Raw genomic sequence first — 15,646 nt, 5'->3', positions numbered from 1 at the left:
CGATCCTCTCGTTTTAAACTGTCAGGCGCAGACGCTCAGCGTCTGGCCTTGCGGGTCTCGCCGGCGGGGGTCACGGTGGACTCCACCAGCCTGGCGCCGAATGTCTGCTGCAATTGTTGAATATGGGGATCACGCTTCAAGGCCTCAACCGCTTCGGCGTGGCGTTCCGCTGCCAGGCGTTCGGCCATCTGCCGCGGGGTCTCGACGCGGGTGTCGAGCTGACGCACCTCGATCTCGAGTCGACGGGGATACCCCAGGGCCTCGAGGGCATCGCGAATCCGGTTCTGGTGAACCTCGGCGTTCATCGCCGATTGCGACGGGTCCAGATGCAGATGTAGCCGTTCACCGTCGTCGGCGGCCACCACGCAGTGGGCGGCAAGGTTACGGGTCAGGCCCGACACGCCAAGATCATCGAAGTGGGCCAGCCAGGCGCTGTGAGTCAGCGCCCCTGTCGGCATCGCGGCAGCCTCGCCAGCGGCGGGCTCTGCGGCGTGCTGCTGGTGCTGCGAGGCCTCGTCGACCATCGCCTCGGCCGCCATCGCCTCTGCCGCCATCTCCTCGACCTCGGCGTCGGGCTCAAGGCTTGGCTCGGGGCTGGGCTCTGCGCTTGGCTCTAGGCTTGGCCCAAAGCTTGGCTCGGGGCTTGGCTCTTCGCTACTCGCTTCGCTCCCGGCGACCGCAGGCGTTTCGGCCAGGTGCGACTCAACCGGGAGCGGTTCGGTCGGGAGCGGCTGGTCCTGTGTGGACGCCATCGCTTGCCCGGCCTGGGCCTCGGCGGACGGCGTCTCGGCCAGGCCGACCGGCTCGCTGGCGACGGCGGTGGGCGCGTCAGCGCCCGGCGTAGGGTCCTCGGGAGCACCGCCCTCCCAGGGCGGCGGCACGTCACTGGCGTGGTTGTTCGCACGATAGTCGGCTTCGCCACCACTATCATCGCGACTGTCTGGCGCCTCACCCGGCATGGGCGCAGGCCCATCGACGGGCGCCGGCGCGGCATCGACACTGGCCTCGACCGGCGCCGCCGTCTGCGCCTGGGTCTCGGACGGGGATGGCGCACCAGGCTCGGGCTGTGGTTCAGGCTGCGGTGCGGGCTGAACGTGAGGTTGAGCCTCGGGCTGAGTCTGAACCTGGCCGTGAGGCTGAGCTCGGTTCTGGGCTTGGTTCTGGGCTTGGTTCTGAACTTGTGTCTTAACTTCGGGCTGCGGTTCGCTCCTAGAGTCAGGCTGCGCGGTAGACGCTGAACCCGCCTGCGGCGCTGCCTCGCCGCGCATCGGCAGCGGCGTCCGGGCGGGCCTGGGCACGCCCTGGGGACGAAACGCCAGCATCCGCAGCAGGGTCATTTCCAGGGCGGTACGCAGGTCTGGGGCGTGGGCCATGTCGGCACGCCCCTGCACTCCGATCTGATAGTAGAGCTGCACGTCCTCGGCGGCGAAGCGTCCGGCCAGCTCAAGCAGCGCCTGACGGTCGCCGTGGCCGTTGTCCAGCGCCGACGGCACCATCTGACCGATCGCCAGGCGGTGCAGCACCGCCGTCAGATCGTCGAGCACCGCGCCGAAGTCCGGGCCCTGCTCGGCCAGGCTCGCCACCTCCTGGAGCAGCCGCGCGGCGTCCACCTCGGCCAGCGCCTCGATCAGCGCCAGCACGTGGCGATGGTCGAGGGTACCGAGCATGGCGGCGACGTCGGCGTGGCGAACCTCACCCTGGCCGAAGGCGATCGACTGGTCGGTCAGACTCATGGCATCGCGCATGGAGCCGGCGGCGGCCTTGCCCAGCAGCCACAGTGCAGACTCCTCGAAGGGTACCTGCTCGGCTTCCAGCACCTTGGACAGGTGGCCGACGATACGCTCCGGCGGCATATGCTTGAGGGTAAACTGCAGGCAGCGCGACAGCACCGTCGGCGGCAGCTTCTGCGGATCGGTGGTCGCCAGCAGGAACTTCACATGGGGCGGCGGCTCTTCCAGAGTCTTCAGCAGCGCATTGAAACTGCTGGTGGAGAGCATGTGCACCTCATCGATGAGGTACACCTTGTAGCGACCCTGGGTCGGCGCGTACTGAACATTGTCGAGCAGCTCGCGGGTGTCTTCGACCTTGGTCCGCGAGGCGGCGTCGACCTCGATCAGGTCGACGAAGCGGCCCTGGTCGATGGACTGACAGCTATCGCAACGGCCACAGGGGGTCGAGGTCACGCCGTCGTCACCTTCCCCCTTGTCGGTGCAATTGAGGCACTTGGCCAGGATACGCGCCAGGGTCGTCTTGCCGACACCTCGGGTCCCGGTGAACAGGTAGGCATGGTGCAGGCGGCCCTGGTCCAGGGCATTGACCAACGCCCGCTGGACATGCTCCTGCCCCACCAGTTCATGGAAGGTGCGAGGCCGCCATTTGCGGGCCAGTACCTGATAGCTCATTGAACGTTCTTTCCTGCGGCTGGGCTTTGGGCCAGGCGACCCGCTGAGACAACGCGGCGGGAGCGAGGCGGCGTGGCGGTCACGCGACGGTGTTTCCCGCCCGATGGTCGTGGCATTCTACCGGGTGGGGCCTTGGGCGCAAAGGCCAAGGGGGGTTCACGCCGTTGAAGCGGCACCTCACACCTGTGCGCCCGTCTGGCGTTGCTCGCATCCGCCACTGGTGAGAGGTACCCGCAGCCAACCGACGGTAGCGTCCCGCCTTCCATTGCCACAGGACCCTTCATGTCTGACTCCGCGCCCACCTCCTCCGAGACGCCCCCCACCGCGAAGCGACGGCTTTCGCCCTCACGGCGACTGAAGGTACTGCTGACGCTGGCCATCGTCGCGGTGATGGCGCTGTCCTGGCTCGATGTGCTCGATCGTGCGACCCAGCGTCAGGTCGAGGGCGCCACTACCCAGGCGCTGCTCGCCTTCGCTGCGGCCCGCGGGCTCAACGCGGGCATCTCGGTGCTGCAGTCCACCGAGATGGGCGTTGGCGTGTCGACCCATCCCTTCGAGGCGCTGGACCCCTTCAACGACCTGGTGGAGGACTACGCCAGCGTGATGAAGCTGGCCATCGGCTCACTGATCGGCCAGACCCTGCTGCTGGAAATCACCGGCTCGCTGATGTTCAAGATCGCCCTGAGCCTGGCCGGTGCCTTGCTGATCCTGTGCCTGTGGCGAGACTGGCGGCTGACGCCACTGGCGTGGAAGGCCTTCGCACTGATCGGACTCGGCCGGTTTCTGCTGCTGCTGACACTGGTGGCCAGCACCCTGGTGGACCAGGCGTTTCTCGATGAGCGCACCAGCGCCAGCATGGCCGAGGTCCAGGGCCTGTCCGAAGAGGTCCAGGCCACCGGCCTGGCCGAGGCCGGCGATGCCTTGACGCCACAGCAGCGCGAGCGGCTTGAGGCCGAGATGGCCGATACCGACCAGCGACGCCAGCAACTACGCGAAACGCTGATCGAGACCAATCGACAGATCGGCAAGGCCGAGGACGCGGTGGAACAGAGTCGCGGTCGGCTGTCGCTGTTGACCGCCCGGCTGAGTCTGACCGAGCGCCTCAACCCCTTCCACGACAACCCCGAGATCGAGCGCCTCGAACAGCAGCTTGGCCAACGGCGACAGCGCCTGGCCGAGCTCACCGACGAGCGCGAGAGCCAGCTCGCCGAGCTCGCCGCCGTGGACCGCGAACGCGACACCCTGCGCCGCCGCCTGGCGGGCGAGGACCCGGACGAAGGCCTGTTCGACAGCCTGGCCGAGCGCATCGGAGCCCTTACCGACGGCCTCAGCATCAGCGCCATTCAGAGCCGAGTCGAATCCGGCACCAACGCCATCCTCCAGTTGATGGCGCTGTTTGTGATGCGCACCCTGGTGATTCCGCTGCTGTTTCTATGGCTTGGGCTGAAGCTGTTCAAGGGGCTGTATTCGCGGCCCGGGGCATCGCTTCGCCTGCCGCCACCCAGGCAGGAGCGAGTGATCCATCCGCCACCCCAGGCAGACGTCGAGTCGCGAGACTGAACGCCGCCCCCTGGAAGCCTAGGCGCCCTGGAAGCCCTGAAGCACCTTGGCCACATTGACGCCGATCTCTTCCACCGCGTAGCCGCCCTCCATCAGGATGACGCTGGGCAGGCCCAGGCTTGCCAGCCGACGCCCCATGTCGAGGAAGTCATCGCTCTTGAGGCGGAAGCTCGAGATGGGGTCGCCTTCGAAGGTATCGACACCCAGCGACACCACCAGAAGGCTTGCCTGCTTGTCGCTGATCTCGGCCAGGGCAAGCTCCAGGCGCTCGCGCCAGGTGGCATAGTCGGTACCCGGCGGCAGCGGATAGTTGACGTTGTAGCCAAGCCCCGGCCCCTCGCCCTTCTCGTCGGCGTGGCCGAGATAGTAGGGAAAGCACTGGTCCGGGTCGCCGTGGATCGACTGGGTCAGGACATCGTCACGGCCATAGAAGATCTGCTGGGTGCCGTTGCCGTGGTGGAAGTCGACGTCGAGGATCGCCACCCGAGCGTGACCATCGTCGAGCGCACGCTGGGCCACGATGGCCGCATTGTTGAAAAAGCAGTAGCCACCGAACTGATCACTGGCGGCGTGATGCCCCGGCGGGCGGCACAGGCCGAAGCTCGGCTGGCCGCTGGAAGCGGTGTGCTCGTAGGCCGACAGCGCCACGTCCTTGCTGGCCATCGCCGCCTCGAAGGTGCCGGGGGAAATCGAGGTATCGCCACCGAGGGCATAGTAGCCGAGCTTGCCGCCGACATGGCCGGGAATACGATCTTCGCGCATGGTGCGTGTCGGCCAGATGGTGGGGATGGCCTCGCCGCCGTGACCGGCGGCCTGCCATTCGTCCCAGCAGGTCGAGAGAAACTCGACGTAGGCTGCATCATGCACCGCAAGCACCGGCGCCAGGCCGTGCTCCCTCGGCGCGGCGACCGGTCCGACACCGCTGTCACGGAGCCGTGCGAGCACCAGGTCGACCCGCTCGGGGCACTCGAAGGGGGTCATCAGCTGGCCATCGTGGAGTTCGGTCCTGGCACGACGCAGCTTGGTCGCTTCACTGTGGTACACCTGCATGCTTGCATTATTCCTTTTGTTGACCGGCGACGGGTTGACCGACAACGCCTTCAGCGCAAATCGGGCGAACGTATTGTGCCGCCGGGCCCGTCAACAAGGGAAGCCCGGCGACCGGCGCCGGGCTTCATCATCAAAAGGCTTTTCTGTCAGGGCTGTTGTCAGAGCTTGCGTGTCCGAGGGCTTCTCAAGCGGTCGTGCGTGACGGTGGCTCAGCCTTGCCCCTCGAGCTGGCGTTCCAGTTCGCGACGCACGTTCTCGTCCAGCGACAGCGCGGTGCCCAGCTCGTCCAGCCAGGCGCGTTCCATGGCATTCTGGTCGTCGATCACCGCGGCGCTGGCCAGGTACATCTCCCGCGCCGCCTGGGGCGAGTCGGCCTGACTGGCCAGCGCCTGGGCGTCCAGCGGCGCCTGGAGCTGACGCTCGACCCAGGCATGCAGCTCATCATCGGCCCCGAGCTGCTGAATCTGCTCGCTGATCAGGGCGCGCTCCTGGGCGTCGATGTGGCCGTCGGCCCGGGCCGCCATGATCACCGCCTGCAATACCTCCAGGCTACGCCGTTCCTGGGCCTCGCCGCCGAGCTCCTCCAGCGGAGCCCCTTCACCGGATTGAGCCCCCTGAGACGCGGGGGTGGCCTCGTCACCGCCACGGGACTTCTGCCAGGCCTTCCAGGCCAGCATGCCGACGCCGGCGATGGCGCCATACTTGATCGCCTTGCCGCCCATGCTGCGGCCGCGCTTGGATCCCATCAGCATGCCCAGCGCGCCGCCCCCGAGCAGGCTCTTCATGTCCATGCCGCCGCCACCGCTGGACGACGACGATCCCCCGGAAAGCTGGGACGAGACGCTGTTGATCAGCCCCTGCACGTCGAAGCCGCCCTTGCCGGAAGACGAACCGCCGGAAGACGAACCGCCGGCCTGTTTCATCAGTTGGTCGAGCAGGTACTTGGCATTCATATCGCACTCCTCCTTGGTCGATGGTCATTGGAAAGCTCGACGACGGCGAGGTTCCCTGGATACGAGCCGCCATCTCGATTCAACCGCGGACAAGGGCCCATGGCGTCACCATAGACACTGGCACTAGCCTTGGCCTCCTGTTTTGTCCATCCAGACCAAGCCCCCTGAACGCAAGAACCCGCCAAGCGAACTTGACGGGTCCTTGTCCAGCGGCGCATCCCGCTGTCGGCTCAAATGTCGGCCCGGGATCAGCGTGCCATCTTCACCATCTGGCGGTTGACGAACTCATCCATGCCATCCTTGCCAAGCTCACGGCCGAAGCCGGAGCGCTTGACGCCACCGAAGGGCAGCTCGGCTTCGCTGCCGGGCGGCTCGTTGATGTGGACCATGCCCACCTCGAGACGATTGGCCAGCTCGAGCGCTCCCTCGGGGTTGGAGGTCTGGATCACTGCACCCAGGCCATAGGGCGTGTCGTTGGCCAGGTCGATCGCGTCCTCCAGATCGGCGGCGCGGTAGACCACAGCCACCGGTCCGAACAGCTCCTCCTGGAAGATGCGCATGTCGCGGGTCACGCCGGTCAGCAGGGTCGGGGCGTACCAGGCGCCAGCGCGATCCAGGCGCTTGCCGCCGGTGACCAGGGTCGCGCCCTGGCGGATCGCGTCCTGGACCTGAGCATCCAGGTTGGTAAGCGCCTGCTCCGAGGACATCGGTCCCATCACGGTATCGTCCGCCATGGGATCGCCGACCTTGATCTGCTCCACCGCCTCGTGGAAGGCCGCCAGGAAGTCGTCGTAGACGGCGTCGTCGACGATGATCCGCTTGGCCGCGTTGCAGGCCTGACCGCAGTTGCCGAAACGTCCCTGCACCGCCTGCTTGACGGCCTGCTCCAGATCGGCGTCGGGCAGCACCAGGAAGGGATCGGAGCCACCCAGCTCCAGCACCACCTTCTTGAGCTGGCGACCGGCCTGCTCGGCCACCGCCGCACCGGCACGCTCTGAACCGGTCAGCGACACGCCCTGCACCCGCGGGTCGGCGATCAGCTCGCCCACCTGCTCGTTGCTGGCGTAAAGGTTGGTGTAAAGCCCCTTGGGCGCACCCGCCTCTGTGAAGATGTCCTCGATGGCCTTGGCCGACTCCGGACACTGGGGAGCGTGCTTGAGCAGGATGGTGTTGCCGTTGAGCACGTTGGGACCGGCAAAGCGCGCCACCTGATAGTAGGGGAAGTTCCAGGGCATGATGCCCAGCAGCACCCCGAGCCCCTGCTTGCGCACCTCGGCCTTGGCGCCGCCGGTGACGATGGGCTCCGGCTCCAGCCAGGCCGGGCCGTTGTCGGCGTAGTAGCGGTATATGTCCACCACCACCGACATTTCGCCCAGGGCCTGGGACTTCGGCTTGCCCATCTCGCGCACGATGATATCGGCGAGCTGGTCACGGCGCTGTTCGTGCAGGTCGGCGACCCGGTGCAGCAGCGCCGCACGCTCGGCGGGGGTGACGTCACGCCAGGCCAGATACGCCTGATGCGCCGACTCCACGGCCTTCAGAATCTCGCCGTCGCTGGCGTCGGGGTAGGTGGCTTCGACCTCTCCGGTCGCCGGGTTGGTAACCTTGTAATGGCTCATGGCTGTCTCTCCTTGCGGCATGGCTGTGCGACCAGCCTTCGCATGGCGAAGGCTCTCGGCAGATTCAGGGGGCTAAACAGCATAGCGCCGGCCCGCCACGGTGGACAGGAGGATTCGACCAGAGTTCGGCGTGGCTGCCGAACAAATTTCTCCCCGAGGCCTGTCGACGCTTCAGTGATCCCCGTCGCCACGCGCCGTTGCAAACTCCTCGGTGTCGATATCCGCCTGCTGGGCCTCGCTGTAACGCGCACCGACCACCTGGTCCGGCGTCATCATGGCGTTGATCAGCGCAAGCGTGCCGGCATCCAGCGTCAGCGCCTCGGCGGCCAGGTTCTCTTTCTGGTGGGCGGCGGTACGCGATCCGGGGATCGGTATCACGTCCGCCCCCTGCCCTCTCAGCCAGGCCAGCGCCAACTGGGCGGGGGTGCACTCGCGCTGGCGCGCCAGCGCCTCGAACTCGGCCAGCAGGGCAAGATTGCGCGGGTAGTTATCGGCACTAAAGCGCGGCATGCCTCGACGCATGTCGGCCTCCTCGAGCCTGGCGGGGTCACGCAGGGTACCGGTCAGAAAGGCGCGGCCCAGCGGGCTGAACGCCACCAGCACGGTATTCGACTCACGGCAGGCGTCGAGCAGCGCGATCTCGGGGTTGCGCGTCCACACCGAGTACTCCGACTGCACCGCCGCGATGGGATGCTCCTGACGGGCCTGCCTGAACGTCGCCGCCGACACCTCGGACAGCCCGAGCCCGCCGATCTTGCCTTCCTGCTCGAGTCGTCCAAGTTCTCCCACGCTCTCCTCGATCGGCACCTGACGATCCCGTCGATGCAGGTAGTAGAGATCCAGATGATCGGTCTTCAGCCGCGAAAGGCTCTGCTCGCATTGGCGGCGCAGCGTCTCAGGCCGCCCGTCGATGCGCTTGGTACCGATCTCCGGGTCGAAGGCCATGCCACACTTGCTGGCCAGGAAGACCTCTTCACGGCGACCGGCAAGCGCTTGCCCCACGACTCGCTCATTGGCCGTCTTGCCGTAGAGGGTGGCGGTATCGAAGTGGCGGTAGCCCACCTCGAAAGCGTGCTGCAACACCCTGACCGCCTCGGCTTCCGGCAACGGACTGCCATAGGCGTGGGACACGTTCATGCAGCCAAGGCCGATGGCTGGCGCCCGCAACCGCTCGAGCCGACGAAGGACGTCTGACATGCAATCTCCCGATCATGTTGATAAAAAACTGACAACCCACATCGAAACGACGGGATTTCCCCTTCTAAGCGTCATCGACAGCCACTACTATCGTATTAGCCTGATTCAGCATACCTGTTTAAGGCTACACCAGTATGCCCGTGAGACGGCCATCGCTTCTGGTAACCCCGGAAGCGATTCCCAGCACATAACGATAACCCCTAAAAAGGATAGACAACGCAGTGGACAACCTATCGATTGGCGTGGACATCGCCACCAGCCTGGCGATCCTTGGTGCCTTCGTGTCCTGGACGCTGGACAATCACCGTCAGCGGCGCATGGCTCGCGAGGTCGGCATCAATGACCAGGCCCGCGCCATCGCCGTGACCAAGGTCCAGGAAACCACCATCCAGCTGTCAAAAGACTTCAACAGCATGATCACCAACGCCGGCAAGATCGAACGACGCCTCAACCGGCTGTGGAAACAGGATGGTGTGGATGCGGTCCAGCGGCATATCGAGCAGAACGACGACTACCTGGAAGAGGTCGGCGAATACCTGCAGGCGTTCAAGGACGAGGTCTCGCGCTACTACGAGAGCTGCCACGTCCACAAGTACCTGCTGTTCCCTGTCCTCGGCAGCCTGCCCGAAGGCGACGGCATGGTCGCCAGCATCAAGAGCGACTTCGACGATATCGCCCGCTGCCATGACGAGATCAACTCAGGCTACGCCCACCTGCTGCGTGAACTGGAAGGCGCAGTCAAGATTGCCAGCCGGCTCGCCAAGGTCGACGAGCAGGATCCCGAGCACGCCGCCCTGAAAAAGAAGCTGGTCAACGCCGTCAGCAGCATCGCCTACGACCCCGACTACAAGGAGTTCATCCACTACTTCATCCCCGACGGCCAGGAAGAAGCCTTCTACCGTGAGTACGACAATCGGGAGATCCAGGACCAGGAGCTGAGTGGCGTGGTCATCGGTAACCTTTACGGCACCCTGATCAAGCGCCCTGCCCGCGCCCAGGCCATGTGCCTGCTGCTGGCACGCCAGTCGATCCAGCGCACCCGCACCGAATGCAAGGAGGTGCTGTGTTCGCTGAGCGCCGTCGCCAGCGTGCTGCTGTCGCGCAACGAAGAATCCACTCTCTCGGCGGAGATCGCCAAACTCAAGTCCGATGACTACTTTGCCCTGGATCGCGAGATCCGCTAGGCAAGGCAGTATCCGCCTGGGCGAGGAAGAGCCGAGACGAGAAAGACAGGTAGGGGCGCCGAGCAAGGCGCTCCGCTGTGTAAACAGGAAGTTCCTGATATCGCAGCGCGGGCGGCGCATCAGACCGGCGAATGCCACATCGAAGGGGCACCTCAATACCGACCCACAAATGCGGGAATAAGGAATACTCAGCGCAAGATAGCAGACACGGTTGTCCCACCTCTTTGCACCACTGTTGTGTAACAGCGGGATCAATGAGGTAGAAGGTCCTGCAGGATCAAAGGCATGGCCTGAAATGGAGGCGGCCCCGACAGCCACATCCCGGCACACGCGTCCACCACTACCGTTGCTCCCTTCCGGGCCTGGCGGGGTTTGCGGTCTAGCGTTGCGGGAGGACCGACAGGGCCACCACTGCAAGGCGAGCTCGACAACAAGGAAATGTCGACTGCCTGAAAACGTCACCGGGCAAGGCCTGAAAAATCAGCCTCTTGCTCAGGACGCGGGCACTATACCAAGGTCATGCCCGGGCCACAAGGGCAAACCCAGTAGACTTTGCCTCAACAGTCATGCAGCGCTCGAAATGTGAGACTTCTACACTGAAGCTGTATGGTGGAAGCACCTTAACGCCTGGGAGCTCATACTCACCAGGCGTCACTTTTTGAGGATGACGACCACGAACAACCAGCACCATTACGCCCACCAACGCCCATTCCAAGGAGGCGCTGCATGAACAAGGATCCCAACAAAGGCTACATCGCACTACTCGGCTGGAGCCTGAACGCCATCGAGGCCGCCGAGAATTTCGACCGTCGCTACGTTGTCGTGGCCCCGGACTGGGCCGAGGACTACTGCAAGCAGCACGATATCCCCTACGTCTCCTGGAACTTCGAACGGCTCAACGACCGCTCACTGGAAATCGCCGAGACCCTGCGCGACATGGGCGTGGACGTGTCCATTCCGCTGTTCGAGGAAACCGTGGAGTGGGCCGGTGCGATCAACTCAGTGCTACTCGACAACCCGCGCCTCTACGGCCAGTCGCTGCTGCTGCGTGACAAGGCCCTGATGAAGCGGCGTGCGCAGCTCGGCGGTATTCGCGTCGGCATCTTCGAGGAAGCCCACGACCACCAGGACGTCATCCGCTTCCTCAAGCGGGTCAACCAGACCCTGCTCAAGCTCGACGGTGACCCCAACGACCCGATCCACCTCAAGGCCTTCGACAAGGCTGGCTGCCTTGGACACCGGGTGATCCGTACACCCGACGAGGTCGACACCATCCCGGAAGAGGAATTTCCGGTGCTGATGGAATCCCACCTGGACGGCTGGGAGTTCGCGGTGGAGGCCTGGATCCATGATGGCAAGATCGCCTTTCTCAATATCTCCGAGTACGTGACCCTGGGTTATTCGGTGTTCGTGCCGGCCTCGCCGGAGCTTGAGCGCTACCGCGAGCAGATCCGCGTGCAGATCGAGAAGCTGATCAAGGCCTTCGACATCGATTTCGGCCTGATCCACCCCGAGTACTTCGTCACCAGCGATGGCGAGATGTACTTCGGCGAAGTGGCCTATCGTCCGCCCGGCTTCAAGGTGTTCGAGCTGCTCGAGCGGGTCTATGGCTTCAACGCCTACCAGGCCAGCATGCTGGTGTTCGACCCCAAGACCACGCCCGAGGAAGTCGCCGAGTTCTTCCCGCGCGAAGTGGTCGACGCCAACGGCTTCGCCGGCTGTTTCGGGGTCTATCCGCGCCGCCGTGTGGTCAGCCGTCTGGAAATCCCGGAGTCGGTGGAAGACCACCCCTACTTCGAGTCACACGAGCTGACCGCACCTCTGGAAGAGACCGTCACCAAGCGTACCGCCTTCGGTACCCACTGGGGCCTGGTCTACTTCAAGGGCGACGACGCCCATACCTTGCGCGACCTGTTGAAGGCACAGGAAGACGAGGACTACTACATCTAGGCCTGCCTGTTAAGCGCTGCCCCGTCGGGGCAGCGCCGCCGGATTGGCGACGCCGCCGCCCGAGCATGCGTATACTGGCGTCGTCCGCTCGACGTGACACGACTCGACCCCCTGATGTAGGGACTGCTGCCGGAACTCCTCCGGGAGCCAACTTCAGGACGACAAGGAGCCGGTGTGACCAACCCAGACACTCCATCCCCCGCGGATAACGACAAGCTTCGGGGCCTGCTGACCAAGCTGGACGACGCGATCGCCAGCCTTGGCGAGTCCCGGGAGTTCGCCAAACCGGCCAAGCTGCCTCGGGTCATCGATACCTGCCGCCGTGTGCTGATGCAGCCAGGAGGCTGCGCGGAAATCGAGCAGCGCGCCGAAACCCTCGAACAGGCAGGCCTGTTTCTGGGATCGGACTGGGCCAGTCCGCATATTCTGATCCCCTCCCTGACCACCCAGTCGCTCAAGAGCGCCGATAGTTCGCTGGTGGTTATCGAGGCCTTGAGCGAGTTGCGCATGCTGGCAGTCGCCAAGGGACGCTATCGCCACCACCTCATTTCCGATGAGGGGGCCCACCACTACCTCACCCAGGTCATGGCGATCAATCTGCCGCTGCTGTTTTCCGCCCCGTCGGAGGCAGAGCGTGAGACCCAGGGCCGTCTGGCCGAGATTCCCCGCCAGCTGTTTCAGTACCTGGCCGAGCGCATCGGCTACGAACACGTCATCGACGAGCTGATCAGCGAGATCTGGCGGATCCTGCAGCAGCGCCCGATCCAGGTCGATCCGGTCAAGCAGATGATCACCCAGATCGCCCTGTGTCAGGCCAACCCCGAGATCGACCTGGGCGCCAGCGGCCAGGGCGCGGACCGCCTGGTCAGCTCGCTGTTTGGCCCGACCCAGGGCTGCCGTGAGGACCCGGGCATCGAGGTCTACCGCGCACGGCTAGCCAGCATGGACGCGAGAGGCCTGCAGTACGAAGCCAGCGGTTTTGCCAGAGCGATGCACGACACCGGCCTGGTGTCGCCCTATCACCCGGTGCTGCTGCGCCACCTGCTCGACTTTGGTGACAACCTGCTGTCCGAGGCGCTGGGGCTTTCGTCCACCGGCCGCGATTGCCTGCTGTGCTACTGCGATCTGGTCCACACCATGGTGCGCACCGCCATCTATCCAGAGACCGCACAGGCCGTCTATGGGCTGGCACTGACCCTGGAACGTGGCATCCTTTACCAGCCACCGGTGGCGCCGGCACTGTGGCGGCAGCTTGGCCTCAAGCTATCCGACTGGTCCGAGGCGCGACTCCACGCCGCCTTCGGTGATGGCGTGTCCTATCGGGCCCGCCTGATGGAAGGTGTGCTGTGCATGCTGGGCCTTCCATTGGGGGTCGGCCAGGGCAACAACCCGACCTGCCAGTCGGCGCGGGCGCTGTCCATGTGGGCCTACAACGACCCGGACTATCTGCTGCAGATGGTAGCCTGGGCCGCCCGCGACGATGAGATCCTGATGCACTTCGAAGGCCAGCCGATCTCGTCTCAGGAGAGCCTCTCCGGCGTCGCACAGACCCTGCCGCTGGACCTTGATCCAGTGTCGCTGCTGGTCGTGCCGCATCTGGACCGTATCTACGCCGAGATGGGGCGTCGCTGCCTGGGCCGTGAGGGAGACCCCCACCGCTGGGTCAACCCGGAATTCCATGGCTGGTGGGCAGGACGCGGGTTTCGTATCAATGTCGACGTGGCCACCGGCCAGCTCACCGACCTGGACACCTTCCTACGCCATTTCTATGCGAGCTACCACCCCTACTACAACGGTAACCAGCCGCTGATTCACCCCCAGCCCGCCGGCATCGCCGTCACCGACAGCGCCGGGCGCTTCATCGGCTGGCATGCCATCACCGTGTTGCGGGCCTCGCTGGATCCGTCGGGACAGATGCGCATCTACTTCTTCAACCCCAACAACGATAGCGGCCAGGACTGGGGCATGGGCGTGAAGGTCAGCACCTCCAGCCACGGAGAGCGCTTTGGCGAGGCCTCTCTGCCCTTCGAGCAGTTCGCCTCGCGTCTGTACATCTACCACTACGACCCGCTGGAGCACGGCGAACTGGCCCAGGTCGACCAGCAGGAACTCGACCGCGTCGTCGCCATGATTCAGGAAAGCTGGGGCGCCGACCGCATCCCGGCAGGTGGCCTACAGGCCGACGAGGGCGTCTAAAACGCCACTGGCCCGGACTTGCCGGAAGAGTGCTTCCTTCCGCCAAATCCGGGCCAGTGCCCTTCCCTCTACCTGTGTAAACCTTTTTGAGACGTCGTCCAGACACAACAGACACCGAACACACGGTGTCAGAGGACCTGCTACCCTCGCCGCCACCCGACTCGGCTTGCCGGGCCTGCCGGTGCATGAATGTCTGGATTCGAGGTCTTCTACCTCATTAACGTCGCCATCATGCGCTTGCCACGTGCAATTCTCAGCTAGCCATTGCTGAAGGGTCGCTTGCCAGTCGACCATACATCGCCGAGTCAGAGACAATGCCGTTGACTTCCCAACGCTGCCTCAACAAGCCTTCTCGGGAAAACCCGAGTCTCTCAAGCGCGTTTGCAGAAGCCTGGTTGTCCGGATCGATTTCTGCCTCAATTCGCCGTAGCCCCAATGAATTGAAACCATACTGAATTAATGCCTCGCCAGCCTCACCAATGTAACCCTTTCCCCAAGCAGAACGACCCAACCCAAATCCGATCTCGGCACGCCTGGATTCCTTGTCATAGCTGAACAACATACATTTACCAGCCAGATCACCCGTAGACTTCAGATATACGCCAAGTACGAGCGATGTTTGACGTCGCATCGCATCATTACTCGCATTAATGAAGTCAATGGCGTCCTGAAGGGTTTCCCAAGGCGCAGTATTCCAATACCGCATAACCTCAGGATCAGAGAAAATTCCCAGCAGGCTTTCCGCGTCCTCAATCACTATAGGCCTAAGTACCAATCGTTCAGTTTCCACAACTGGAAAAAATAACTCTTTCGACATTCACCCCTCCACTTTTGCGTATAACGCTGAGCACAGCGACGCCACTTCAGTGGCAGCCAACGGCCCCGTACTGATGCGATTCGTTATGCAGTGATCTGTTGCACAAAGCCGGACTCATCCCGAACTCCAACTCGGTTGCCATCAGGATCACTGATATTGATGGTTCTTCCCCATGCACTCTCGGTAATAGAAGCTTCGATGCCCCATGACCTAATTTCCCTCAGCGCATCTTCCAGGTCATCAACGTTGAACCGCAACTTGAAACTGCACTCTTTTGGCGACTTGATTCCCTTCTTCGCCTTGCCCCCCTGTTCAACCATCAGGTATCCGCTTCCATACTCGAAACAGGATAGTTTAAAGTCATCCTCATTTTTTTCGAACAGTAGAGGAAGACCAAATAGGTCGCGATAAAAAGCAACGCAATCCGAATAGTTTTCGGAGTTCAGGATAATTCCGTAACGGGACACATTCGCGTACACAATTCCCCCTACTGCTTGACGTTTAGCGTACCGGCGAAATATGGAGCGCAGCGACAAAGCTTGCCCGCGTTCACGCGGTGGTTAGGCGAGTTTACTCCATATCGAAAAGATAACCGACATATCGACCACAACATGGAAGGAATGGGAAGTGTTCAACCTTCTTGCGGCTTCAGCCACTTGTCACACCGCAACTAAGCCTCATTAAATGCGTGCTCGCAGATCAAACACTTAAAATTATC

The 15,646-nt window shown here is 63.7% G+C and carries 11 protein-coding genes and 1 other RNA gene; 4 read left to right on the top strand and 8 right to left on the bottom strand.

Annotated features, from left to right (window positions below; translation table 11 throughout):
- Nucleotides 1–35: 35 nt before the first annotated feature.
- The gene (gene dnaX, locus NFG57_RS07030) at nucleotides 36–2,402 is read right to left on the bottom strand and encodes a DNA polymerase III subunit gamma/tau (RefSeq protein ID WP_348815775.1); all 2,367 of its coding nucleotides are present in this window, start codon (nucleotides 2,400–2,402) and stop codon (nucleotides 36–38) included.
- 282 nt (nucleotides 2,403–2,684) lie between these two features.
- Here dnaX and NFG57_RS07025 point away from each other — a divergent pair, with 282 nt between their 5' ends.
- On the top strand, nucleotides 2,685–3,962 hold the full coding sequence (locus NFG57_RS07025; RefSeq protein WP_348815774.1) for a hypothetical protein: 1,278 nt from the start codon (nucleotides 2,685–2,687) through the stop codon (nucleotides 3,960–3,962).
- Nucleotides 3,963–3,980: 18 nt separating this feature from the next.
- Here the strand turns inward: NFG57_RS07025 and NFG57_RS07020 are convergent, their stop codons facing one another.
- The 4 genes from NFG57_RS07020 to NFG57_RS07005 all read right to left on the bottom strand — a co-directional run bounded on the left by NFG57_RS07020 (nucleotide 3,981) and on the right by NFG57_RS07005 (nucleotide 8,781).
- The gene (locus NFG57_RS07020; RefSeq protein WP_108132615.1) at nucleotides 3,981–5,012 is read right to left on the bottom strand and encodes a histone deacetylase family protein; all 1,032 of its coding nucleotides are present in this window, start codon (nucleotides 5,010–5,012) and stop codon (nucleotides 3,981–3,983) included.
- 209 nt (nucleotides 5,013–5,221) lie between these two features.
- Nucleotides 5,222–5,965, bottom strand: coding sequence for a tellurite resistance TerB family protein (locus tag NFG57_RS07015; protein ID WP_108132614.1), 744 nt, complete (start codon nucleotides 5,963–5,965; stop codon nucleotides 5,222–5,224).
- 248 nt (nucleotides 5,966–6,213) lie between these two features.
- Nucleotides 6,214–7,584, bottom strand: a complete 1,371-nt coding sequence (locus NFG57_RS07010) for an NAD-dependent succinate-semialdehyde dehydrogenase (protein WP_222516928.1) — start codon at nucleotides 7,582–7,584, stop codon at nucleotides 6,214–6,216.
- A 171-nt stretch (nucleotides 7,585–7,755) separates the two neighbouring features.
- Nucleotides 7,756–8,781, bottom strand: coding sequence for an aldo/keto reductase (locus NFG57_RS07005; protein WP_348815773.1), 1,026 nt, complete (start codon nucleotides 8,779–8,781; stop codon nucleotides 7,756–7,758).
- A gap of 221 nt (nucleotides 8,782–9,002) precedes the next feature.
- On the opposite strand from NFG57_RS07005, the gene NFG57_RS07000 reads away from it, so the two are divergent.
- The gene (locus NFG57_RS07000; protein ID WP_108132611.1) at nucleotides 9,003–9,965 is read left to right on the top strand and encodes a hypothetical protein; all 963 of its coding nucleotides are present in this window, start codon (nucleotides 9,003–9,005) and stop codon (nucleotides 9,963–9,965) included.
- 305 nt (nucleotides 9,966–10,270) lie between these two features.
- Here the strand turns inward: NFG57_RS07000 and ffs are convergent.
- An RNA gene (gene ffs / locus NFG57_RS06995) (signal recognition particle sRNA small type) lies at nucleotides 10,271–10,367 on the bottom strand.
- Between the two features lie 324 nt (nucleotides 10,368–10,691).
- On the opposite strand from ffs, the gene NFG57_RS06990 reads away from it, so the two are divergent.
- Together NFG57_RS06990 and NFG57_RS06985 are read left to right on the top strand one after the other, a co-directional pair.
- Nucleotides 10,692–11,915, top strand: a complete 1,224-nt coding sequence (locus NFG57_RS06990; protein ID WP_045993197.1) for a carboxylate--amine ligase — start codon at nucleotides 10,692–10,694, stop codon at nucleotides 11,913–11,915.
- Nucleotides 11,916–12,089: 174 nt separating this feature from the next.
- Nucleotides 12,090–14,111, top strand: a complete 2,022-nt coding sequence (locus NFG57_RS06985; RefSeq protein WP_348815772.1) for a hypothetical protein — start codon at nucleotides 12,090–12,092, stop codon at nucleotides 14,109–14,111.
- A 253-nt stretch (nucleotides 14,112–14,364) separates the two neighbouring features.
- Here the strand turns inward: NFG57_RS06985 and NFG57_RS06980 are convergent, their stop codons facing one another.
- Nucleotides 14,365–14,928: a GNAT family N-acetyltransferase gene (locus tag NFG57_RS06980; protein ID WP_348815771.1), complete on the bottom strand. Its 564-nt coding sequence runs from the start codon at nucleotides 14,926–14,928 to the stop codon at nucleotides 14,365–14,367.
- Between the two features lie 83 nt (nucleotides 14,929–15,011).
- On the bottom strand, nucleotides 15,012–15,395 hold the full coding sequence (locus NFG57_RS06975) for a VOC family protein (RefSeq protein WP_315900852.1): 384 nt from the start codon (nucleotides 15,393–15,395) through the stop codon (nucleotides 15,012–15,014).
- Nucleotides 15,396–15,646 lie beyond the last annotated feature (251 nt).

Origin of the sequence: Halomonas sp. H10-59 (assembly GCF_040070555.1) — a bacterium.
GTDB classification, from domain to species: domain Bacteria; phylum Pseudomonadota; class Gammaproteobacteria; order Pseudomonadales; family Halomonadaceae; genus Halomonas; species Halomonas litopenaei.
Note: the sequence above shows the minus strand (reverse complement) of the source record. Positions and strands in the feature narration are given on the sequence as shown.